The sequence below is a fragment of the Pseudomonas sp. ACN5 genome, assembly GCF_002303975.1.
GTDB lineage: Bacteria > Pseudomonadota > Gammaproteobacteria > Pseudomonadales > Pseudomonadaceae > Aquipseudomonas > Aquipseudomonas laurylsulfatiphila.
Genome location: NZ_MRCP01000008.1, coordinates 197,153 through 218,744, shown reverse-complemented (window position 1 = coordinate 218,744; position 21,592 = coordinate 197,153). Strand labels below are relative to the sequence as shown.

Here is a 21,592-nt window from a genome sequence, read left to right as displayed (position 1 = left end):
TGTCATGAAGTTAGCCATCATCACGGCCTGCCCGAACGGCATGGTCACCAGTGTGCTGTGTGCCCGGTTGCTTGATGCCGCGGCCCAGCGTCAGGGCTGGAGCACCAGTGTCGAAATCACCGATGTCGCACATCCGGAAAAGCAATTGTCGGCGGCCACCCTCGATGCGGCCGAGTGGGTGCTGCTGGTGACCAGCGCGCCCGTGGACATGGCGCGGTTTGTTGGCAAGCGAGTGTTCCAGAGCACCCCGGCCCAGGCCCTGCAAGACGTGGAAGCCGTGCTGCAACGTGGTGCGCAGGAAGCGCAGGTTTACGCCGCTTCTGAAGCGGTCATCGAGCCAGTGGCTGTAGCCCGGAACGCGCCGCGACTGGTGGCCGTCACCGCATGCCCGACGGGCGTCGCTCACACGTTCATGGCCGCCGAGGCTTTGCAGCAAGCGGCCAAACGCCTGGGCTATGACCTGCAGGTGGAAACCCAGGGCTCGGTCGGTGCGCGCAATCCACTGAGCGCAGCGGCGATTGCCGAGGCCGATGTGGTGCTGCTGGCGGCCGATATCGAAGTCGCCACCGAGCGTTTCGCCGGCAAGAAGATCTATCGCTGTGGCACCGGCATTGCCCTCAAGCAAGCCGAAGCAACCTTGAAAAAAGCCTTGGCCGAAGGCCAGCAGGAAAGCGCATCAAGCGCTGCCAATACAACGGTCAAACAGGAAAAAACCGGCATTTACAAACACCTGCTGACCGGCGTGTCGTTCATGTTGCCGATGGTGGTCGCCGGCGGCTTGCTGATCGCCTTGTCGTTCGTGTTCGGCATCACCGCGTTCAAGGAAGAGGGCACGTTGGCGGCGGCGTTGATGCAGATCGGTGGCGACACTGCGTTCAAGCTGATGGTGCCGTTGCTGGCAGGCTATATCGCCTATTCCATCGCCGACCGTCCCGGCCTCGCGCCGGGGATGATCGGCGGACTGCTGGCGAGCACCCTGGGCGCGGGTTTCATCGGCGGAATCATCGCCGGGTTCCTCGCCGGTTATGCGGCCAGGGCGATCAATAAATACGCGCGTTTACCCCAGAGCCTTGAGGCGTTGAAACCGATCCTGATCATTCCGTTGCTGGCGAGTCTGTTCACCGGTCTGGTGATGATTTACGTGGTTGGCAAACCGGTGGCCGGGATGCTCGCCGGACTCACGCATTTCCTCGACAGCATGGGCACCACCAACGCGATCCTGCTCGGTGTGCTGCTGGGTGGAATGATGTGCGTCGACCTCGGCGGGCCGATCAATAAAGCGGCCTATGCCTTCTCGGTCGGCTTGCTGGCATCGCAGAGTTACGCGCCGATGGCGGCGACCATGGCCGCCGGCATGGTGCCGCCGATTGGTCTGGGCATCGCCACGTTCATTGCCCGACGCAAGTTTGCGCAGACTGAACGCGAAGCCGGCAAAGCGGCGCTGGTGCTGGGGCTATGCTTCATCTCCGAAGGGGCGATTCCGTTTGCCGCAAAAGATCCGTTGCGGGTGATTCCGGCGAGTATCGCCGGCGGTGCGCTGACCGGTGCGCTGTCGATGTATTTCGGCTGCAAACTGATGGCGCCCCACGGCGGTTTGTTCGTGCTGGCGATCCCGAATGCGATCAACCATGCGCTGTGGTATCTGCTGGCGATTGTCGCGGGGAGTCTGTTGACGGCGGTGGTGTATGCGTTGGTGAAGCGTCCGGAGACGGTGGAGCTGGCACTGGAGCCAGCCAAGGCCTGACACCAATAAGTGTGGGAGCGGGCTTGCTCGCGAAAGCGGAATGTCAGTTGACATCAACTTCGCTGACACTCCGCTTTCGCGAGCAAGCCCGCTCCCACAGGGTGGTAGGGTGTGGGAAGGATTTGTGTCATGTCTGGGTCATAGGGCCATGCATTGGTTTTCCATTTCAGGGAGAACACCATGAGCGATTTCAACCTCGGGCGCCGTCGTGTCGTGCAAGCGGTCGGCGCCGGGTTGTTGTTGCCGGGGCTGGCGCCGGCGGTGATCGCTTCGGTCAAGGATCGGCCGCAACTCACCGACGGCGTGCAGTCCGGCGACCTGCTGGGTGACCGGGCGATCATCTGGAGCCGCTGCGACCGCCCCGCACGGATGGTGGTGGAGTGGGACACCCGCAGCCTGTTTCCCGACCCTCGGCGATTCGTCTCGCCCCTGGCCGATGCGCGCACCGATTTCACTGCCCGGGTCGAACTCACCGGGCTGCCCGCCGACCAGGCGATTTTCTATCGAGTGCAATTTGAAGACGCCCAGAGCGGTGTTGCCAGTGAACCCTGGTTCGGTCACTTGCGCAGCGTGCCGCAGACCCGGCGCGACATCCGGTTTGTCTGGAGTGGCGACACGGCCGGCCAAGGCTTTGGTATCAACCCGGACATTGGCGGCATGCGCATCTACGAGTCGATGCGCCGGCGCCTGCCGGACTTCTTTATCCACAGCGGCGATACCATTTACGCCGACAACCCGATCCCGGCGCAGCTCAGCGCGGAAGGCGGCCGGGTGTGGCGCAACATCACCACAGAGGCCAAGAGCAAAGTCGCCGAGACCCTCGATGAGTATCGCGGCAATTACCGCTACAACCTGATGGACGAAAACATTCGCCGCTTCAATGCCGAGGTCCCGCAGATCTGGCAGTGGGACGACCACGAAGTGATGAACAACTGGTCGCCGGGCAAAAAGCCGGATGCACGGTACCAGAGCAAAGATATCCACAGCCTGGTGGACCGCGCACGTCAGGCCTGGCTCGAATACGCGCCGATGCGCTTGCAGAGTGCCGAGGGTGGCGGGCGGATCTATCGCAAGCTCGGTTACGGGCCGCTGCTGGATGTGTTCGTGCTGGACATGCGCAGTTATCGCGGGGCCAACGACGACAACCTTGGCGAAGCCAGGCCGTATCTCGGGCGTGAGCAACTGGACTGGCTCAAGCGCGAAATGCAGGCCTCGAACGCGCAATGGAAAGTGATCGCTACTGACATGTCCATCGGCCTTGGCGCGCCTGACGGTGAAGTCAGCCCCGGTGTCACGCGGTGGGAAGCGGTGGCCAACGGCGACCCTGGACCTGCCCGGGGTCGCGAACTGGAAATCGCCGAACTGCTCGGTTTCCTGCGGGCGCAGCAGGTGCGCAATTTCCTGTTTCTGACGGCGGATGTGCATTACTGCGCGGCCCATCATTACCACCCGGATCGGGCGGCGTTCCAGGACTTCGAACCGTTCTGGGAGTTTATTGCCGGGCCGTTGAATGCGGGCAGTTTCGGGCCTGACTCGCTGGATATGACCTTTGGCCCTGAAGTGGTATTCGAGAAGGCCTCCCCTGTGCATAACGCCTCGCCGTTTGCCGGATTTCAGTTTTTCGGCGAGGTGAATATCGATGGACAGACGGGGGAGTTGAACGTGGTGTTGCGCGATCTGGATGGCGTGTCGGTATTCGAGCAAAAACTGTCACCGTGTGACTCGGCAGTTGCTCGCTATGTGGGAAGTGATTTTTGCACAAAAAGCTGATACTGGAAGTTGCGGGGTTTTATTTGTCATTACTGTCAAATGCATGGCTCTGGGTATTGGTGTGTAGATGTTGATTGAAGTTTCAGTGACTCTCGTTAGTCGCTGAGTTTGATGTTTTTTGCTGGGGTTTTATCCCGGTTTTCTAGCTATCATATTTTCATATATTTAATCGCTTGATCGACATAGGTGGGTTGCTTACTTTCTTTTCTCAATTTTATGGCGATAAGCAGGCTATGAAAGTTAAATGGTCTGGTTAAGCGTCAAATTTTAGAAAGGAGTCGCTATGTCCGCTATATTGTGGGAAAAGAGCCTGGAAGGCAAAAATCACGAAGAAATTGCAGATCTTGCAGCCGTTGTCCCCCAATCACTAATGTCCTTGTCGACCGGGGGCACGAGTGACATTACTCGCCCAAACGGTTTGATACTGACCAAAGCCCAAATTATTTCCCTGCGAAAGTACGAAGCCGTAGGGCTGGCACTTCCGACCAACGAGCGATCCCTTGCGACCTATCTGAACTTTGGCGACGAAGACGGTGGCAAGGGCTTCACAACCGAAGACTTTCTCGCCTCTTTTACGAAGATAAACTCGCATGCCAGTTTGTGGTCCCCCCTGCGCTCTCGCATCATGCTGACGGGAGCCCACTTGAAAATGTTTGCTTTGAGCATGGAGGTATACCTTACTTCGGTTGAGGAAATTTTCGCTGACATCAAGCTGGCCAAGACGCTGGGCACGCACAAAATCACCAACTACAAGGAATTGCGTGACTGGGAAGTGAAAGAAGGGAAACCGTTCCCGGATCTTGCGTTGGAAGAGGACACCATCCCGAATCTGGGGGATGTTCTGGATCTGATCTTCGAACAGGTCAAGGAGCATCTGCAGACGGCCGTTGAAATCAAAACCGATCTAAATACGTTTAGTCGACAACTGACTAACGATATCATTCCCACGATCAAGTTGCTGGCACTGGCTCTTGAGAGCAATACGTACGCGGCGGATATCGAGAGTTTGAATAACGAGATCAAGGAACGCGCTAATCAGATTGATGAGTTGAATAAAGAGTACAAGGCGCTGGTCATGAAATCGCTTGAGTCGGCGAGCAAACTTTCGCCCATAGGATTGGGGGTTGCCATCTATATCGGAGTCGAAGCCGAAGGTGTTCGATCCCGGCGCAATGATCTGAGGCGCCTCCAGGAAGCAGCCATCAAGAACCTTGAGAGCAAGTCCAAGACCCTGGGCTCGATCGCACGGATCAGAGGTGACATGCAGGATATGCAGACGGTCGCTCTGGATGCTGAAGTGGCGACAAATAACGTGGTTCATACCTGGAATGTGCTCCATACCTATATCGAAAGCTCCGGAAAAGCGATCTCGAAGATCGAAGGCGGCGTTCGGTTGTTCGGCTTCATTACCCAATTTCGTTTGGTCGCTGCGCCATGGCGCGCAATCTACGACAGTGCGGATGAACTTGTTGAATTATTCCGCGAGGCGGAAATGGAATACATGAGGGAGTACGGTTTTCAAGGAAAAAGATCAAGGAGGTCTTTAATGCAAAGTGATATGTACCCTGGCGTGCAAACCGATATCTTGCAGGGCAGCAGTTCGAAGCTGCGTAACATTGCAGTGGAAGCAAAGTTGTTGTTTATGAAAACTGATTATCTTCCGGACTTGAGCGAAAGGTTTAAAACACTTTCGGTCGACATTTCGAGCTGCTCCAATGTGGTCAGGGAAAAGGCTCTGAAAACCGAATTTTTACTTAAATCCACACTTGGACAGTTGATGTCGCTCGATGAAGAGCTGCAAGAAGGTTCCGAAGAGGTCGATGAAATTCATGGCGAGCAGGCTGTGTTGTTGAATGAGGCACAGGCATCCGTCAGTGAAGTCTCCAGCTCGTTGAGTGAGAGCCTCAAGAATATCAACGCAGACTACGATGAGACGACCGTACAGGGATTCAAAGCCTCGTTGATTAATGACGTTTCAGAGCGTGAAGTCGTACTGGAACGTTTGGATTCCAGCCTGACTGATCTTGAAAAAAAACGTGCAGTCATCAACGAAGCTGTGGATGAGCTCAATAAACTCGGAATTTCCGGTATTACAAAAAATATCGAATTGAGTGTTGAAACGGTCAAGAAGCTTGGTGCAAAGCCATCTCAGGTTGATCTTGTGCTGGCAGCGATCGAAAAAGTGAAACAGGACCTGGAGGGCGCAGTTAAGAGTGTTTCCTTTGTCTTGATGGTAAAACAGAATCAGGTACTTCGTGATAAGACTTTGGAGGTGCAGGCGCAAATCGCTGCCGAAAAGCGCAGCGCACGAATCACTGCCGACAAGATCAAGCTGATCGAAGTGTTTGGCGAGATGAATGAGCAGCGCAAGCTCTACGTGGCGGAGTTCGAAAAAATCGACAAAACAGTGTCGGGTTTCTTGAGCTCGATGAAGGCTCATCAGGCTATGCCCTTGAATAAGCAGATTTCAGAATTTTTCTCTACCGCCAATGGTTTTGTCGGTTACCTGAATCAGCTTTCTTATCTGTAAGTATTACATTTCACACCACCCTTGAATGGCCGTGCGTCGAGCCACTCGATGCACGGTTATTTAATGACTCTATGACTCTGGATTGAATGTTCACAGGAGGCGCCTATGAGCGAGGAGAGCAGGGATGCCCTGTTTTTTCAGGAAGATGATTTTATTTCGTTGCGCGCATACAAATTGTTCTTGAACGAGGTGCTCCACAGGGATTTCATCACTCACTCCACCCCTGAGACATCAAAGGTGCTAGGTGCCTATGCGCAAAAGTTGACTGAAGAGGCTGACGCCGATCTCTCCAGATTTCAGTCCTTGGTGGATGGTGTGGAGTCGGTACGGGCGGGAGTGCTTGCCTGCGTCGATCAAGCCCGAGACCTTCGGCAGGTTTTCATTGAGGCCAAGCCAGGCGTGACGCGTTATCGACGGGTGGCTGTTGATACTTTGGGGTGCGCTCCTTTCGACTTCCACCAACCTCACTTTGCCATTTGCAGCTTTTACAACGTTTCCGGAGTCGTCAGCTATTTCATTGACCAGTGCCGCACCAACCTGAAAACAGTTGAACGGTACAGATTGAACGTCTCCTCGATGGAGCGAGGGATTCATCCAATGTTCTACCGCATCGTTGCAGCAAGAAAACAAAAAATAGAGGCGTATGGCTACTCACCGCAAAAGCCTCCTTCGGGTTCCGGGACCTCCCCCTTCGATTTCAGGAGACCGTACAGAGGAAATCCTGAACCGCAAACGCTGGAGCTGTATCGTTTGACAGGCATATACGCGTCCTCCGCTTCCGCACTCTTCAACTTCGGCAATTTTCTGAACAGGATTCAGCTGTTATTGACGGTGATGATTGACAGGCTTTCCTCAATAACAGCTTCCACGACGTATTCGACATTGCTCTTGGTGCTGAACCTGGTTGCCAGCTTGCTGAACCCGCTGCAACTGCGGATAGACAGGTTGCAGGAGTGGTCAGACTTCATGCGCCATAAAGGTAAGTATGCTGTTGAAGAACAATGAGCAACGTGGAGTGGTAGCCGGATGAGATCCGGCTGCACTCAGTAGACGTCGCGGCGATAACGGTTTTGTTCGATAAGCGTTTCTACCTGCGCTGCTCCCAGGACTTCCTGCAACACTTGATCAACCCCGCTGGCCATCCCATGCATACTGCCGCAGATATAAATCACCGCCCCCTCTGCCAGCCATTTTTTCAGTTCCTCGGCCGACTCCTTCAAGCGATCCTGCACGTAGATCTTCTCGGCCTGATCCCGCGAGAAGGCCAGGTCGAGACGCGCCAGATCACCGTTGATCAACCATTCTTCCAGTTCCGCGCGGCAGAGGAAATCGTGCTCACGATTTCGCTCGCCAAACAGCAGCCACTGACGCTGTTGACCGTCAGCAATCCGCGCCTTGAGCAAACTGCGTAACCCGGCCAGACCCGTGCCGTTACCCAGCAGAATCATCGGCACCGGCTCGTTTGGCAAATGGAAACCGCTGTTGCGCCGTACCCTCAGGCTGATGCTGCCACCCACCGGCGTATGTTCGGTTAACCAGCCGGAACCAATGCCGAGACTGCCGTCGGCATGCCGCTCCTGGCGCACGATCAGCTCCAGCACGCCGTCTGCTGCAATTGAGGCGATCGAGTATTCACGCACAGCCAAAGGCACCATCGCATCGACCAATGATTGAGCATGCAGACCTACCAGATGCGCGCGGTGTTCCGGCAGTTGACGCGAGGCCAGCGCTACTTCAAGCGGCTCTTCGAGGCCGTTGATTTTCACTATGGTCTCGCCACGAATACCGAGGCCGTCGAGGAAGTGTTCGATGGCCCACGGGCAGTTGCGCGGCAGCACTTCGACGAGATCGCCGGCCAGCCAACTGCTGGTGTTCGGAGCAATCAGGCCCAACAGATAAACCGGCGAACCGCTGCTGTCAGGGTTCATCAGTTCGCGACGCACCAGTGTCCAGTTGTCGTAGCTCGGTGCCTGCCAGGTATCGACCGGTGCCTGCCCGGTGAGCAGACCGAGCTGGGTTTGCCAGTGACGCAGGGCGTAGGGATCACCACTGTCGACTTCCACTGGCGCGAACAGCGTCTTGCCGCCGTGTTCGTTCAGCCACTGATGCAGGCGTTTGGCGAACCCGCAAAAGTGTTGATATTGACGATCACCGAGACCGAGCACGGCGTAGTTCAGGCTGTCGAGCGTCGAAGTCTTACCCAGTACCTTGCGCTCGAAACCGCGAGCATTGTCCGGTGCATCGCCGTCGCCGAAGGTGCTGACCACGAACAGCGCATTACTGGAGTCACGCAAATCCTGTTCGCTGACATTTGCCAGTGGCTGCACCTTCACCGCTAATCCGGCGGCCTGTAATTGGCCGGCAGTCTGCCACGCCAGCTGCTCGGCAAAACCACTTTGGCTGGCGAAGCCGATCAGCCACGCTGGCACATCGCTGGCGGTTTGCACGAGGTCTTTGCGCGCATCCTTGATCTGGCGTTTTTTGCGACGACGATCCAGGTACAGCATCCAGCCGGTGACGAAGAACAGCGGCATGCTCAGCGCCGTGAGGGTCAGGATGATGCGCCCGACGATGCCGAAGTAACTGCCGACATGCAGTGCATAGATGCTGGTCAGCAATTGCGCCTTGAGGCTCTTGTCGCTATAGCGGTCAACCCGTTTGACCACGCCCGTGGCCGGGTCGAGGGTGATCTGGTTCAGCGCCCGGTCGTGGGGCGAGGTTTTCAGCAGGAAGTAAACGGTCGCTGGCTGGCCGGCCACTGGCGGCATGCGCACGTTATAGGAACTGAGTTGCGGGCCGGCAGCGCTGTAGATGCTGCTCCACATTGCCGCGTAATCGGCTGTTGGTGCCGGACCTTGCGGCGCAGGGCCACGTCCGCCGCGAACGCGTTCGTTCTGCGGTGAGTCGGAGAGCAACCGGGTCAGGCCCTTGTTGTACCACTCGTAGGACCAGGACAACCCGGTCAGTGCTGCCAGGAGGTAAAACACCAGGCACCAGGTGCCGGCCACCGAGTGCAGGTCCCAGTTGAAGCTGCGACCCTTTTTCTTCCAGTCCAGGGTCAGCCAGGCGCGCCAGCTTCTCCACTGGCGCGGCCAGCGCAGGTACAGGCCGGACAGGCAGAAGAACACCAGGATCAGCGTGCACGCGCCGGTGATCTGCCGACCCGTGTCGCCCATGGCGAGGAAGCGGTGAAGTTGCAGCATCAGGCCGAAGAAGCCTTGGCCTGAGGCATCGCCAAGGAGCTCGGCGGTGTACGGGTCGAAGTAGCGCATCTCGCCACGGCGTTCACCCGGCGGCGGGGCGAACCACACTTTGGCGGCGTTGCCGCTGTCGGTTTCCACGGTGAGCATCGAGACTTTTTTGCCCGAAGCGGCTTCGATGTGCTCCACCAGTTCGGCAGGCGGCAGCACACCGGCGAGCTGTTTTTCGACCTGCAACACAGAAGGGTTGAGTGTGCTCAGGATTTCATCCTGAAACGACACCGCCGCCCCGGTAATGCCCATCAGGGCCAGGACCAGCCCGGCGCTGATGCCGAAAAACCAGTGCAACTGGAACAGGGTTTTCTTCAACACGTCACTCGCCTTGTTCGTTCAAGTTGATTCATCACGGCGCGCATTATGCCGTGGGGTTGTCGAGAAGCATTTTTTTACGCGCAAAAGCCCCGTTCATCTGGATGAACGGGGCTTTTGCGCCAACACCGACCTCTGTAGGAGCGAGCTTGCTCGCGATGAACTCAAGAACGACGTGGGGTTTCAGGCTAACCGCGTCATCGTTGACGACCATCGCGAGCGAGCTCGCTCCTACAGAAGAGGTTGCGTATTCAAATGTCCATCAGAAGTGGAAGTTGGTGCTCAGCAACGCGGTGCGACCGGCCGCCTGGTTGGCGAAGTGAGTCGAGAACGCCTTGTCGTAGTAGGTTTCGTCGGTCAGGTTCTGCACGTTCAGTTGCAGGTCGACGTTTTTGCTCAGCTTGTAGGCTGCCATCGCGTCGTAACGAACGTAGGAGTCAACCATGGTGGTGTTGGCTACGTTGCCGAACACGTCATCGACATAGAACGCACCGCCGCCGATGGTCAGCTTCGGCGTGACCTGATAGGTCGTCCACAGGCTGGCGCTGTTTTTCGGCGTGTTCGGCAGTTCGTTGCCGTCGTTGGCTTTGTTGGCCGGCATATCACCGCCATCGAGTTGTTCACTGTCCATGTAGGCGTAACCGGCGAAGACCTGCCATTTGTCGGTGAGCTTGCCGCTGGCCGACAGTTCGATACCTTGAACGCGGGTTTTGCCGGCGTTCTCGTAAGTGGTGGTGTTGGTTTGCACCCGAGCGTTGTCTTTCTCGGTGCGGAAGATATCGGCGGTCACGGACAGACGATCGTTCAACAGGTCCCACTTGGTACCGATTTCGTAGTTCTTGGTGGTTTCCGGCTCCATGTCGCTTTTCAGCAGGTTGCCGTTGCGATCCGGCGTGCCACCCAACGGGTTGCCCTCCGAACCTTCACCCAGGGTGTTGCCCGGTGGAGTGGCAGACGTCGCGTAGGACGCATAGATGCTGCCGTTTTCCGCAGGTTTGTACACCACGCCGAACTGACCGGTAACGAATTCGCTGGTGTCATCGCCCTTGGACGTGGTCACGCTGGAACCGTTGAAGGTTTTGTAGCTGGTATCGAAATGGTCGTAACGCAGGCCCATGTTCACCAGCCACTGTTCGGACAACGTCAGGGTGTCGAACACATACAGTGCGTAGGTGTCGGCCTTGGTGTCGGTGCCGGCGTAGTTACGCGAGATTGCGCCGTTCCACGGGTCGTTCGGGGTCGGGTTGGACAGCGAGGTGCAGTTGTAGCCACTTGGCGCGCCGATCAGGGCTGGCGAGCAGGTGTTGGTTACCGCGGCTGTTCCCGGGGTGGTGTCCGTGTTGACGTTGTACGAGGACTTTTGGTTTTCCTCATGGGTGTACTCGACACCAGTGGAGAAACTGTTCTTGAAGCCGGCGATGTAGACATCACCAAACAGGTCGGTCTGGTTGGTGGTGGTCTCGGTGTTGCTCACGCGGGTGTTCGCGCGGCGCCAGACGGTGCCATTGTTGACGTTGCCTTTACTGTCATCCGGCTGGGTCAGGATGTAATCCTGCATGCTGGTGCCGTGACGCAGGGTGTTCTTGATGGTCAGCGCGTCGCTCAGGTCGTGCTCGATGGCGAAGGTCGCCGTATCGACGCGGGTCTTGCGGAAGTCGCGGTCGTTCAGGCCATAGAAGTTGCTGCTGTCGCCGCCGTCATTCGGCTTGTCCGGATTGGCTTTGGTACGCGCAGCCGAGCCACCGGCCGGGATCGAATACGGAATGCCCGAATCCGGCGTGTCGTTGCTTTCGAGGTGGTAGTAGTCGAGGTTGACGCGAGTGTCCGTACCCAGGCCGAAGGCCAGGGACGGTGCAACACCCCAGCGGTCGTAGTCGACGCTGTCACGCCCGGCGACGTTGCTCTCGTGGCTCAGCAGGTTCAGACGGCCAGCGGCGGTGTCGGTGAACTGGTAGTTGCCGTCGAAGGTGTAGCGCTGGGTCTGGTCGGAACCCCAGGTGAAACCACCGTCGAGCGAATCGCCCAGGTGCGCTTTCTTGCTGACCAGGTTGATGCTGCCGCCTGCTGCGCCACGGCCGCCGATTGCGGAGTTCGGGCCTTTGCTGACTTCAATCGATTCAACGGCGAAGATCTCGCGGCTCTGGGAGCCGGTATCGCGCACGCCGTCCAGATAGGTGTCGCCCTGGGCGTCGAAGCCGCGGATGAACGGACGGTCGCCTTGCGGATTACCGCCTTCACCGGCACCGAAGGTGATGCCTGGAACAGTGCGCAACGCGTCCTGCAGGTTGAGCGAACCGGTGTCTTTCAAGACTTGCTGCGGAACAACGGTCACCGAGCGCGGTGTGTCGATCAGCGGCGCGGTGTACTTGGGCGAGGAGGCTTTCTCTACGTTGTAGCTTGTCTCGTCCTGGGCTTCGCCGGTAATGGCGGTGGCGCCCAGCGAAATCACATTGTCCGGTGCTTTCCCGTCGGTTTTCTCCGCCGCGAAAACCATGTGGCCCGCAGAGCCGGCAGTAATCGCCATGCCGATGGCCGATGCGAGCAGACGTGGTGAACTGACCGGTACTTGTGGTTGTTGACGCGACATTTGAATTCCCCTCCCCAAGGATTTGAGGCCGCGGAATATAGGGTAAATAGGTATTCGTAACAATTGCGAAACATTACTATTCGCACTGAATTTACAATCTTTACAATTTAACCTTACGGTTTCTGCTGACTCATTCGTCAGATGTGTTTTACACAGGCAATAAGAATCAATACCATTGGCACCCCTTTGTATTCAGGTATCTTGTCATGCTGCTGCACATTCCAGGCCTGTTCGAGAAAGACGAGGTGCAGCGCATTCGCGAGGCTCTGGAACAGGCCGATTGGGCCGATGGCAAGATCACCGCCGGCTTCCAGTCAGCCAAGGCCAAGCACAATCTGCAACTGCCGGAAGGCCACCCGTTGGCCAAGGAGATCGGCGCGGCGATGCTGGAGCGGCTGTGGAAAAATCCGCTGTTCATGTCGGCTGCACTGCCGCACAAAGTCTTTCCTCCGCTGGTGAACTGTTACACCGCCGGTGGCAGTTTCGATTTCCATATCGACAACGCGGTGCGTCAGCCCAAAGGCAGCATCGAGCGGGTGCGCACGGATTTGTCCGCCACGCTGTTCTTCAGCGAGCCTGAGGATTACGACGGCGGCGAGCTGGAAATCCAGGACACCTTCGGCACCCAGCGCGTGAAACTGCCCGCCGGCGACATGGTGCTGTACCCCGGCACCAGCCTGCACAAGGTCAACGCGGTGACGCGCGGAACGCGACTTGCCTCGTTTTTCTGGACGCAAAGCCTGGTGCGCGAAGACAGTCAGCGCGCCCTGTTGTTCGAGATGGACGGGGCCATCCAGCAACTGACTCGCGATGTTCCTGATCATCCATCGCTGATTCGCCTGACCGGCACCTATCACAATCTGTTGCGTCGCTGGGTCGAGGTGTAAGTGGCGGATTTTCGTTTACGCCGAGAGGAAATGCTCGACGGCGAACGCCTGCGCTCCATGCTCGACGAAAGTCCGGCCCGCGCCGCCCAGGCCATCCTGATCGCCGCACGTGAAGGTGAAGTCGAGGCCCAGGCCTTGCTCGGGCAGATTCTGCTCGACGGCCAGGGAATCGCGCAGGACCAGCCGCTGGCGATGCGCTGGTTTGGCATCGCCGCGCGCCAGGGGCACCTGATGTCACGCAATATGCTTGGCCGTTGTCATGAGCATGGCTGGGGTTGCGTTGCCGACGCATCGCTTGCTGCACGGCATTATCGAGTCGCGGCGCAGGCCGGACTGGATTGGGCGATGTACAACTACGCCAACCTGCTGGCGACCGGGCGTGGGTTAAACAAGGATCCAGTGCTGGCGTTCAGCTTCTATCAACGCGCAGCACACTTGGGTCATGCCAAGTCAATGAACCTGTTGGGTCGATACCTGGAAGAAGGGCGGGTGTGTCCCATGGATTTGCGCGCGGCCCGCGACTGGTATCGACGTTCGGCCGAGGGCGGGGATTTTCGCGGGCAGTTCAGCTTTGCAGCGGTCTTGACCGACGAAGGGAATATCGAGGATGCGTTGGTCTGGCTACGCAAGGCGTTGGCCGGTGGCAACCTGAATTTTCTGCGGGTGGCGAGTCAGGCGTTGTCGAGCGCGACCGATCCAAGGATTCATGCGCTGGCCAACGAATTTCATCATCGAGTCGTCGAATTGACCCCGGTCTCTTGAATCTTTGTGGGAGCGAGCTTGCTCGCGATGACGTCATGACATTCAACATCAATGTTGACTGACCTGTCGCCATCGCGAGCAAGCTCGCTCCCACAGGGGGTTGCGTAAACAAAAAAGCCCACGACATGTCGTGGGCTTTTTGTTTTCTACGCAGTATTTACACGTAGAACGATTTCAGCGGCGGGAAACCATTGAACTCGACAGCGCTGTAACTGGTGGTATACGCACCGGTCGACAGCCAGTACAGGCGATCACCGATGGCCAGGTTCAGCGGCAGGCCGTACTTGTAGTTTTCGTACATGATGTCGGCGCTGTCGCAGGTAGGGCCGGCGATGACCACTTCTTCCATCTCGCCCTTTTTCTCGGTCCAGATCGGGAACTTGATGGCTTCGTCCATGGTTTCGATCAGGCCGGAGAACTTGCCCACGTCCGTGTACACCCAACGCTCTACCGCGGTGCGGGATTTGCGTGCGACCAGCACCACTTCGCTGACCAGGATGCCGGCGTTGGCGATCAGCGAACGGCCCGGTTCCAGGATGATTTCCGGCAGGTCATCACCGAAGTCTTCCTTGAGGAAGCGGATGATTTCTTCCGCGTAGGTTTCCAGGCTGTTGGTGCGGGTGATGTAGTTGGCCGGGAAGCCGCCGCCCATGTTGATCAGCTTCAGGTGGATGCCGTCTTCTTCTTTCAGGCGCTCGAAGATCACTTTGACCTTGGCGATCGCCGCGTCCCAGACGCTGATGTCGCGCTGCTGCGAGCCGACGTGGAAGGAGATGCCGTAAGGCACCAGGCCCAGGTCGCGGGCGAGGATCAACAGGTCCATGGCCATGTCGGTCTGGCAACCGAATTTGCGCGACAACGGCCAGTCGGCGGTGGTCGAGCCTTCGGTCAGGATACGCACGTAGACTTTCGAACCCGGGGCGGCCTTGGCGATGTTGCGCAGGTCGGCTTCGGAGTCGGTGGCGAACAGGCGCACGCCCTTGTCGTAGAAGTAGCGGATGTCCTTGGATTTCTTGATGGTGTTGCCGTAGCTGATGTGCTCGGCGCTGACGCCACGGCCCAGCACTTTGTCCAGCTCATAGATCGAGGCGATGTCGAAGCTCGAGCCTTTCTCTTTGAGCAGGTCAATGATTTCGACGGCCGGGTTGGCCTTGACCGCGTAGTAGACCTTGGCGAATTCGAAACCGGCGCGCAGGTCGTCGTAGGCCTGGGCGATCATCGCGGTGTCGATCACCACGAACGGGGTTTCCTGTTTGTCGGCGAACGCCTTCATTTTCTGAAAGGTTTCACGCGCGAAATAGTCTTCGACCTGGATCGACATGCTGGGAACTCCTACTGGCAAACTAAAATTATCAATGGGTGCAAATGAACGTCCTCCGTATCCCCACTTTGGTTCGCCTACTTCCCAAGGCATGTCGCCGAAAGCAAAAAGGCCATGGGAAGTGCAGCTTTCCCTTGGCCTTGCTGTCTCGTCGTCAGTACTTGAGCCGGATGGATCGTTTCCAGCATGGACGTTCGGCGCGAACTTTAGGGCGTGAGGGGCTTGAGATCAACAAAAAATGTCGCGTTTTTGCACTCTTCTGACGCGCGTTGCGGGCATCACTCTTTGTAACCGACTCAGATGACAGTCGGATGTTCCCGAAGAATTGCGAAGTGTTAAAAATACCTGCACGTTCGATGCTGTTGTGCGCCAAGTCATAGATAAGTGTGATGGCGTCAACATCGGCGACGTTAGCTGCGAGAAGGTGGGCTGAGGGGGGATTTGGCTATTTCAAAAGGTATGTTCGGATAGCTTTTGCATCCGCTGCTGTTGATATTTTTTTCCGACCTGCGAATCCCTGAAAAATTGCACATAAACTGTGGGAGCGAGCTTGCTCGCGATAGCGTTATGTCAGTCAACTACGATGTTGGCTGTGAAAATGCCATCGCGAGCAAGCTCGCTCCCACAGGTTTTGTATTTTTACCGAGCAAGCTGTCAGGCGACTACTGCCTCGGCCGGCGAGACAATATTGGTTTTCATCCCTCGCGAACGTCCCGAACTCAGGTAGGCCGCAATCGACTCCTGCGTCACCTCACCCAAAAACACCCGCTCGGCATCCATCACCGGCAACCACGACCGGTTGAACTCGTACATGCGCGACAGCAGGATGCGTAAATGCTCGTCGTACGCCGCCGTGGCGTTGAACTCGCGTTGGTATTGCGCGCAGGTGCCGGTCTGACGGTGCAGGTCGCGACGTCTTACGTAACCCAGGGCCTTGTTCTCTGTGCAGGTCACCACCACGTAGCGACGGTCATGTTCGTCCATCAACTCCAGCGCCTCGGCCACCGGGGTTTGCGGGCTGACGGAGGGCGCGTTGTCCGCCGCGTCTTCGGCTTTCACCAGCAGCAGGCGTTTCAGCGTGCTGTCCTGGCCGACGAAGTTGCTGACAAACTCATCCGCCGGGTGCGCGAGCAAGGTGTCCGGGTGATCGATTTGCAATAGCTTGCCGGCGCGGAAGATCGCGATCTTGTCGCCGAGCTTGATCGCCTCGTCGATGTCATGGCTGACCATGATCACGGTCTTGTTCAGCGCCCGCTGCATCTCGAAGAATTCGTTCTGGATCATCTCGCGGTTGATCGGGTCGACCGCGCCGAACGGTTCGTCCATCAACAGCAATGGCGCATCTGCCGCCAGGGCGCGAATCACGCCGATCCGTTGTTGCTGACCACCGGACAACTCCCGTGGATAGCGATGCAAGTACTGCTTGGGTTCGAGCTTGATCATGCTCATCAATTCGCGAGCGCGGTCGTGGCATTTCTGTTTGTCCCAGCCGAGCAGTTTCGGTACGACCACGATGTTCTCTTCGATGGTCATGTTCGGGAACAGGCCGATCTGCTGGATCACGTAGCCGATGTTGCGGCGCAGCGTCACTTCGTCGAGGCCGGTGGTGTCTTCGCCGTTGATCAGGATCTTGCCCGAGGTGGGTTTGATCAGGCGGTTGATCATTTTCAGCGTGGTGCTTTTGCCGCAACCCGATGGCCCGAGGAACACGCAGATTTCGCCTTCATTGACGGTCAGGCTCACCGAGTCCACGGCATTCACATCCTTGCCGTTGCTTTGGAAGGTCTTGCTGAGGTTTTGAAGTTCGATCATTTGAGCAGTCCTTTTGGAGTCAGCGAGCGTTGCAGCATTTGCAGGATCAGGTCGGCGATGATCGCCAGCACACTGACCAGCACGGCGCCGACGATCAGCATCGACATGTCGCTGCGGCTGATGGAAGCGAGGATGAGTACACCGAGGCCACCGGCACCGATGGTGGCGGCGATGGTCATGACACCGATGTTCATGACCACGGCGGTGCGTACGCCGGCAAGGATCACCGGCACGGCGATGGGCAGCTCAACCATGCGCAGGCGCTGGCCGAACGTCATGCCGATGCCGCGCGCAGCTTCGCGGATGCCCGGTTCGACGCTGGTCAGGGCCAGGTAGGTGTTACGCATGATCGGCAACAGTGAATAGAGGAACACTGCGGTGATTGCCGGCATCGGGCCGAGGCCCTGGCCGAATCTGGAGTAGAACGGCAGCAACAGGCCGAACAGGGCAATCGACGGCACCGTCAGCAGCACCGTTGCACTGGCCTGCAAAAGCCCGGCGAGGCTCGGGAAGCGCGTCATCAGGATGCCCAGTGGCACGCCGACCAGAATCGCCAGGGTCACGGCAATGCCGACCAGCGTGATGTGTTGCCCGGTCAGATACATCACCTGTTGCCAGTCGAGATGGGAAAAGGCGTTCAAGAATTCCATGACTTCTCCTTCTCAGTTCAATGGATGCTGGCGCAGGAAATCGGCGGCCACGGCTGAAGGGCTCTGGTGATCGACATCCACCCGCGCGTTGAGCTCGCGCATGGTCTTGTCGTCGAACAGTTCCGCCAGTGGCTTGAGCTGTGCGGCCAGTTGCGGATGCGCATCGAGGCAGGCCTGACGCACCACGGGCGCGGCGGTGTAGTCGGGGAAGTAGTGCTTGTCGTCTTCCAGCAATTTCAGCTTGAAGGCATTGAGGCGACCATCAGTGGTGTAGACCAGGCCGGCAAACACCTGGCCATTGCGCAGCGCGGTATAGACCAGCCCGGCGTCCATCTGCCGGATGTTGTTGCGGGTCAGGTTCATGTCGTACAGCTGCACCATGCCTGCGAGTCCGTCCGAGCGGTTGGCGAACTCGGTATCCAGTGCCACCAGATTGTTGGTCTTGGCCTCCTGGTGCAGCACCTTGTTCAGCTCACTGATGGTGTTGATCTGCGGGTATTGGTCAGCGACGTTTTTCGGCAGGGCAAGGGCGTAGGTGTTGCTGAATTTCGACGGAGTGAGCCAGACCAGGCCTTTTTGTGCGTCGAGTTCTTTCACCCGCGCGTAGGACTGTTCGCTGTCGAGTTTTTCGGTGACATGGTTGTAGGCCACCAGCGACACACCGGTGTACTCCCAGAGCATGTCCAGTTGACCGCTTTCATGAGCGCTGCGGGCGAGGTTGCTGCCGAGACCGCCGGTCACTTGCACGTCGTAACCCTTGGTGCGCAGGTATTGCGCGGTGATTTCCGCCAGCAGGGTCTGTTCGGTGAACACCCGGGCGCCGATGCGGATCAACGGTTTTTCCACGGCCTGGGCAAATCCTGCGCACAGCAGAACGCAGCCTAGTAAAAAGCTTGTTGTTTTCATGAGAGTTCCTTTGCCGAGGCTTAAGACGGGCGCAGGCCGCGTTCGAGCCAGAGGCGACTGCCAAGTGTGACCATGCCGTCCAGCAACAGGGCCAGCAACGCGGTGCAGGCGGCACCGAGCAGCAACTGCGACTGATTGTTCAGGGCAATGCCGGGGAATATCAGGCTGCCAAGACTGTTGGCGCCGATCAGGAACGCCAGCGGCGCCGTCCCGACATTGATCGCCAACGCCACGCGCACGCCACCAATGATGATCGGCACGGCGTTCGGCAGCTCGACTTTCCACAGCACCTGGCGTGGGGTCATGCCGATGCCGACGGCGGCTTCCTTGAGCGAGCCCTGAACGTTTTTCAGGCCCTCATAAGTGTTGCGCACGATGGGCAGCAAGGAGGCGAGGAACAGGGCGAAGATGGCCGGGCCGCTGCCGATGCCGAGGATGCCCAGGGCAATGGCCAGGACGGCCAGGGGCGGAACGGTGTTGCCAATGTTGAAGAACTGCATGAAGCGTTCAGCGCGGCCCACCATGCTCGGGCGGCTGAGGAAGATGCCGGCGGGGATGCCCACAACGAGGGCGGCCAGCATGGAAGCGAGGACGAGAATCAGATGAGCTTGCAGGTAAAACAGCAAATCGTCGCGGTAGTGTTCGATCGTGTTGATGCCGATCCATTGGATCAGCAGGGCCAGAAGGGCGATTACCAGCGCGCCTCCCATCAGCCCTTTGCCATAGCGGATAGCCACAGGCGGACTCCTTTTTTTCAGTCGGCGAACACTTTTTCGCGTGGCAACGCCATTCCTGGCTGCCGAAAAAATGATCGCGAGAAGCAGCTCATGCCGAGCGCGTTCCACTGTAGGAGCGAGCTTGCTCGCGAAAAACGTCCAGGCAACGCATACATTCGGTACCCAGCGTTATCGTTGAAGTCCATCGCGAGCGGGCTCGCTCCTACAGGGGGTTGGCGCAGGGCAATCGAGCCATGAGCACAGCCTCGTCAGGCTGAAATGCGGGTGTTTCAGGCCCCCGACGAGTGGTCGTTACGGGGGAGTGGACGTCTCCGTGCTTTAAAAGGTTCCCATCCAAGGCAGCGTTTGGCCACCCCTGATGTGCTCAACGGTTCGGTTATTGACTCAACTTGGGCTATAATCTGCGCCCTTTTTTGAATCACCTGCCAGGCGATTTCCCATGACCAAACAGGCCGCCGAAGTCGCGAAACGCCGCACTTTCGCCATTATTTCCCACCCCGATGCCGGTAAGACCACCATCACCGAGAAGCTCTTGCTGATGGGCAAGGCGATCGCGGTAGCCGGTACGGTGAAATCTCGTAAATCCGACCGCCATGCCACCTCCGACTGGATGGAAATGGAAAAGCAGCGTGGTATTTCCATTACCACCTCGGTCATGCAATTCCCGTATCGCGAGCACATGATCAACCTGCTCGACACCCCGGGCCACGAAGACTTCTCCGAAGATACCTACCGCACCCTGACGGCAGTGGACTCGGCGTTGATGGTTCTCGACGGCGGTAAAGGTGTAGAGCCACGGACCATCGCCCTGATGGATGTCTGCCGTCTGCGTGACACGCCGATCGTCAGCTTCATCAACAAACTCGACCGTGACATCCGCGACCCGATCGAACTGCTCGACGAAATCGAAGCCGTCCTCAAGATCAAGGCCGCGCCGATCACCTGGCCGATCGGTTGCTACCGTGACTTCAAAGGTGTGTATCACCTCGCCGATGACTACATCATCGTGTACACCGCCGGTCACGGACATGAGCGCACCGAAACCAAGATCATCGAGAAGCTCGACTCCGATGAAGCTCGTGCGCACCTGGGTGACGAGTACGAACGTTTCCTCGAACAGCTTGAACTGGTGCAGGGCGCCTGCCACGAGTTCAACCAGCAGGAATTCCTCGACGGTCAGCTGACCCCGGTGTTCTTCGGTACGGCGCTGGGCAACTTCGGTGTCGACCACGTCCTCGACGCCGTCGTTGATTGGGCTCCGCGCCCGTTGGCCCGGGTGGCCAACGAGCGCACCGTGGAACCGGTGGAGGAGAAGTTCTCGGGCTTCATCTTCAAGATCCAGGCGAACATGGACCCGAAACACCGCGACCGCATCGCCTTCATGCGTATCTGCTCCGGCAAGTACGAAAAAGGCATGAAGATGCGCCATGTGCGCACCGGCAAGGACGTGCGGATCGGCGACGCGCTGACCTTCTTCTCCTCCGAGCGTGAGCAACTGGAAGAGGCGTTTGCCGGCGACATCATCGGCCTGCACAACCACGGCACCATCCAGATCGGCGACACCTTCAGCGAAGGCGAAGTCCTGGGCTTCACCGGCATCCCGCACTTCGCCCCGGAACTGTTCCGCCGCGTGCGCCTGAAGGATCCGCTGAAATCCAAGCAACTGCGCCAGGGCTTGCAGCAGTTGGCCGAAGAAGGCGCGACCCAGGTGTTCTTCCCGGAACGCAGTAACGACATCATCCTCGGCGCCGTCGGTGTGCTGCAGTTCGATGTGGTCGCCAGCCGTTTGAAAGAGGAATACAAGGTCGAGTGCTCCTACGAGCCGATCACTGTTTATTCCGCGCGCTGGATCGAATGCAGCGACAAGAAGAAGCTTGAGGAATTCTCCAACAAGGCTGTGGAAAACCTGGCACTGGACGGCGGCGGTCACCTGACCTACCTCGCGCCTACGCGGGTCAACCTGGCACTGATGGAAGAGCGCTGGCCGGACGTGAAATTCCGCGCGACCCGCGAGCATCATTAAGCGCTGAATGGCGACACCCGAAAGCCCACTGTGAAAGCAGTGGGCTTTTTTTGCTCTTCTCTCTTCTGTAGGAGCGAGCTTGCTCGCGATGGACTTTAACGATGACGCGCAAACTGGATAAACGTGGCGCACTTGAGCCCATCGCCAGCAATCGAGCGTCGACCGGCCGCTCCTACAGTTTCCCGGGATTGCGTGATGAACATTTTTTGGATTGATTTCGCGCTGGAGGCGAATATGTAGGTCTTTTCCTTCGCATTTGTAGCCTGCCTCTGGTTTTTCCCTATGGGGAGATTT

15 protein-coding genes are annotated in these 21,592 nt (G+C 57.9%); 7 read left to right on the top strand and 8 right to left on the bottom strand.

What is annotated here, in order from left to right; genetic code table 11:
* The first annotated feature begins 4 nt into the window (after positions 1 to 4).
* The 4 genes from BSF40_RS16985 (at position 5) to BSF40_RS16970 (ending at position 7,049) form a co-directional block, all read left to right on the top strand.
* On the top strand, positions 5 to 1,744 hold the full coding sequence (locus BSF40_RS16985; protein ID WP_095965933.1) for a PTS fructose-like transporter subunit IIB: 1,740 nt from the start codon (positions 5 to 7) through the stop codon (positions 1,742 to 1,744).
* A 180-nt stretch (positions 1,745 to 1,924) separates the two neighbouring features.
* Positions 1,925 to 3,514 carry an alkaline phosphatase gene (locus BSF40_RS16980; protein WP_095965932.1) on the top strand — a complete coding sequence of 530 codons (1,590 nt, stop codon included), beginning with the start codon at positions 1,925 to 1,927 and terminating at the stop codon, positions 3,512 to 3,514.
* A 283-nt stretch (positions 3,515 to 3,797) separates the two neighbouring features.
* Entirely contained in the window at positions 3,798 to 6,044 is a 2,247-nt protein-coding gene (locus BSF40_RS16975; RefSeq protein ID WP_095965931.1) for an alpha-xenorhabdolysin family binary toxin subunit A, read from the top strand.
* Positions 6,045 to 6,149: 105 nt separating this feature from the next.
* Positions 6,150 to 7,049: a hypothetical protein gene (locus BSF40_RS16970; protein ID WP_095965930.1), complete on the top strand. Its 900-nt coding sequence runs from the start codon at positions 6,150 to 6,152 to the stop codon at positions 7,047 to 7,049.
* A gap of 38 nt (positions 7,050 to 7,087) precedes the next feature.
* Here BSF40_RS16970 and BSF40_RS16965 read toward each other — a convergent pair whose 3' ends face one another.
* The 3 genes from BSF40_RS16965 to BSF40_RS16960 are packed head-to-tail and all read right to left on the bottom strand — an operon-like array spanning position 7,088 to position 12,200.
* Positions 7,088 to 9,616, bottom strand: a complete 2,529-nt coding sequence (locus BSF40_RS16965; RefSeq protein WP_095965929.1) for a sulfite reductase flavoprotein subunit alpha — start codon at positions 9,614 to 9,616, stop codon at positions 7,088 to 7,090.
* A 43-nt stretch (positions 9,617 to 9,659) separates the two neighbouring features.
* On the bottom strand, positions 9,660 to 9,827 hold the full coding sequence (locus BSF40_RS33085) for a hypothetical protein (protein WP_158247842.1): 168 nt from the start codon (positions 9,825 to 9,827) through the stop codon (positions 9,660 to 9,662).
* A gap of 48 nt (positions 9,828 to 9,875) precedes the next feature.
* On the bottom strand, positions 9,876 to 12,200 hold the full coding sequence (locus BSF40_RS16960) for a TonB-dependent siderophore receptor (protein ID WP_095965928.1): 2,325 nt from the start codon (positions 12,198 to 12,200) through the stop codon (positions 9,876 to 9,878).
* Between the two features lie 206 nt (positions 12,201 to 12,406).
* Between BSF40_RS16960 and BSF40_RS16955 the strand changes: the two genes are divergently transcribed.
* Positions 12,407 to 13,087, top strand: coding sequence for a Fe2+-dependent dioxygenase (locus tag BSF40_RS16955; RefSeq protein WP_007973074.1), 681 nt, complete (start codon positions 12,407 to 12,409; stop codon positions 13,085 to 13,087).
* Positions 13,088 to 13,849: a tetratricopeptide repeat protein gene (locus BSF40_RS16950; RefSeq protein WP_256589542.1), complete on the top strand. Its 762-nt coding sequence runs from the start codon at positions 13,088 to 13,090 to the stop codon at positions 13,847 to 13,849.
* A gap of 157 nt (positions 13,850 to 14,006) precedes the next feature.
* Here the strand turns inward: BSF40_RS16950 and BSF40_RS16945 are convergent, their stop codons facing one another.
* The 5 genes from BSF40_RS16945 to BSF40_RS16925 form a co-directional block, all read right to left on the bottom strand.
* Positions 14,007 to 15,170: a type III PLP-dependent enzyme gene (locus BSF40_RS16945; RefSeq protein WP_015093460.1), complete on the bottom strand. Its 1,164-nt coding sequence runs from the start codon at positions 15,168 to 15,170 to the stop codon at positions 14,007 to 14,009.
* 654 nt (positions 15,171 to 15,824) lie between these two features.
* Positions 15,825 to 16,982, bottom strand: coding sequence for a betaine/proline/choline family ABC transporter ATP-binding protein (locus BSF40_RS16940; RefSeq protein ID WP_095965926.1), 1,158 nt, complete (start codon positions 16,980 to 16,982; stop codon positions 15,825 to 15,827).
* Positions 16,979 to 17,632, bottom strand: a complete 654-nt coding sequence (locus tag BSF40_RS16935) for an ABC transporter permease (protein WP_095965925.1) — start codon at positions 17,630 to 17,632, stop codon at positions 16,979 to 16,981. Before BSF40_RS16935 ends, BSF40_RS16940 begins: the two co-directional genes overlap by 4 nt.
* A 12-nt stretch (positions 17,633 to 17,644) precedes the next feature.
* Positions 17,645 to 18,538: a glycine betaine ABC transporter substrate-binding protein gene (locus BSF40_RS16930; RefSeq protein WP_095965924.1), complete on the bottom strand. Its 894-nt coding sequence runs from the start codon at positions 18,536 to 18,538 to the stop codon at positions 17,645 to 17,647.
* A 20-nt stretch (positions 18,539 to 18,558) separates the two neighbouring features.
* Positions 18,559 to 19,248, bottom strand: coding sequence for an ABC transporter permease (locus tag BSF40_RS16925; RefSeq protein WP_172435721.1), 690 nt, complete (start codon positions 19,246 to 19,248; stop codon positions 18,559 to 18,561).
* Positions 19,249 to 19,714: 466 nt separating this feature from the next.
* On the opposite strand from BSF40_RS16925, the gene BSF40_RS16920 reads away from it, so the two are divergent.
* Positions 19,715 to 21,298 (top strand): peptide chain release factor 3, encoded by a 1,584-nt coding sequence (locus tag BSF40_RS16920; RefSeq protein WP_007973058.1) that lies wholly within the window; start codon positions 19,715 to 19,717, stop codon positions 21,296 to 21,298.
* Positions 21,299 to 21,592: the final 294 nt, after the last annotated feature.

Bases quoted from the DNA above. Each gene is read 5' to 3' on its own strand.
- BSF40_RS16985 (WP_095965933.1), top strand. From the start codon at position 5: ATGAAGTTAGCCATCATCACGGCCTGCCCGAACGGCATGGTCACCAGT.
- BSF40_RS16980 (WP_095965932.1), top strand. From the start codon at position 1,925: ATGAGCGATTTCAACCTCGGGCGCCGTCGTGTCGTGCAAGCGGTCGGC.
- BSF40_RS16975 (WP_095965931.1), top strand. From the start codon at position 3,798: ATGTCCGCTATATTGTGGGAAAAGAGCCTGGAAGGCAAAAATCACGAA.
- BSF40_RS16970 (WP_095965930.1), top strand. From the start codon at position 6,150: ATGAGCGAGGAGAGCAGGGATGCCCTGTTTTTTCAGGAAGATGATTTT.
- BSF40_RS33085 (WP_158247842.1), bottom strand. From the start codon at position 9,827: ATGGTCGTCAACGATGACGCGGTTAGCCTGAAACCCCACGTCGTTCTT.
- BSF40_RS16960 (WP_095965928.1), bottom strand. From the start codon at position 12,200: ATGTCGCGTCAACAACCACAAGTACCGGTCAGTTCACCACGTCTGCTC.
- BSF40_RS16955 (WP_007973074.1), top strand. From the start codon at position 12,407: ATGCTGCTGCACATTCCAGGCCTGTTCGAGAAAGACGAGGTGCAGCGC.
- BSF40_RS16945 (WP_015093460.1), bottom strand. From the start codon at position 15,170: ATGTCGATCCAGGTCGAAGACTATTTCGCGCGTGAAACCTTTCAGAAA.
- BSF40_RS16940 (WP_095965926.1), bottom strand. From the start codon at position 16,982: ATGATCGAACTTCAAAACCTCAGCAAGACCTTCCAAAGCAACGGCAAG.
- BSF40_RS16935 (WP_095965925.1), bottom strand. From the start codon at position 17,632: ATGGAATTCTTGAACGCCTTTTCCCATCTCGACTGGCAACAGGTGATG.
- BSF40_RS16930 (WP_095965924.1), bottom strand. From the start codon at position 18,538: ATGAAAACAACAAGCTTTTTACTAGGCTGCGTTCTGCTGTGCGCAGGA.
- BSF40_RS16925 (WP_172435721.1), bottom strand. From the start codon at position 19,248: ATGGGAGGCGCGCTGGTAATCGCCCTTCTGGCCCTGCTGATCCAATGG.
- BSF40_RS16920 (WP_007973058.1), top strand. From the start codon at position 19,715: ATGACCAAACAGGCCGCCGAAGTCGCGAAACGCCGCACTTTCGCCATT.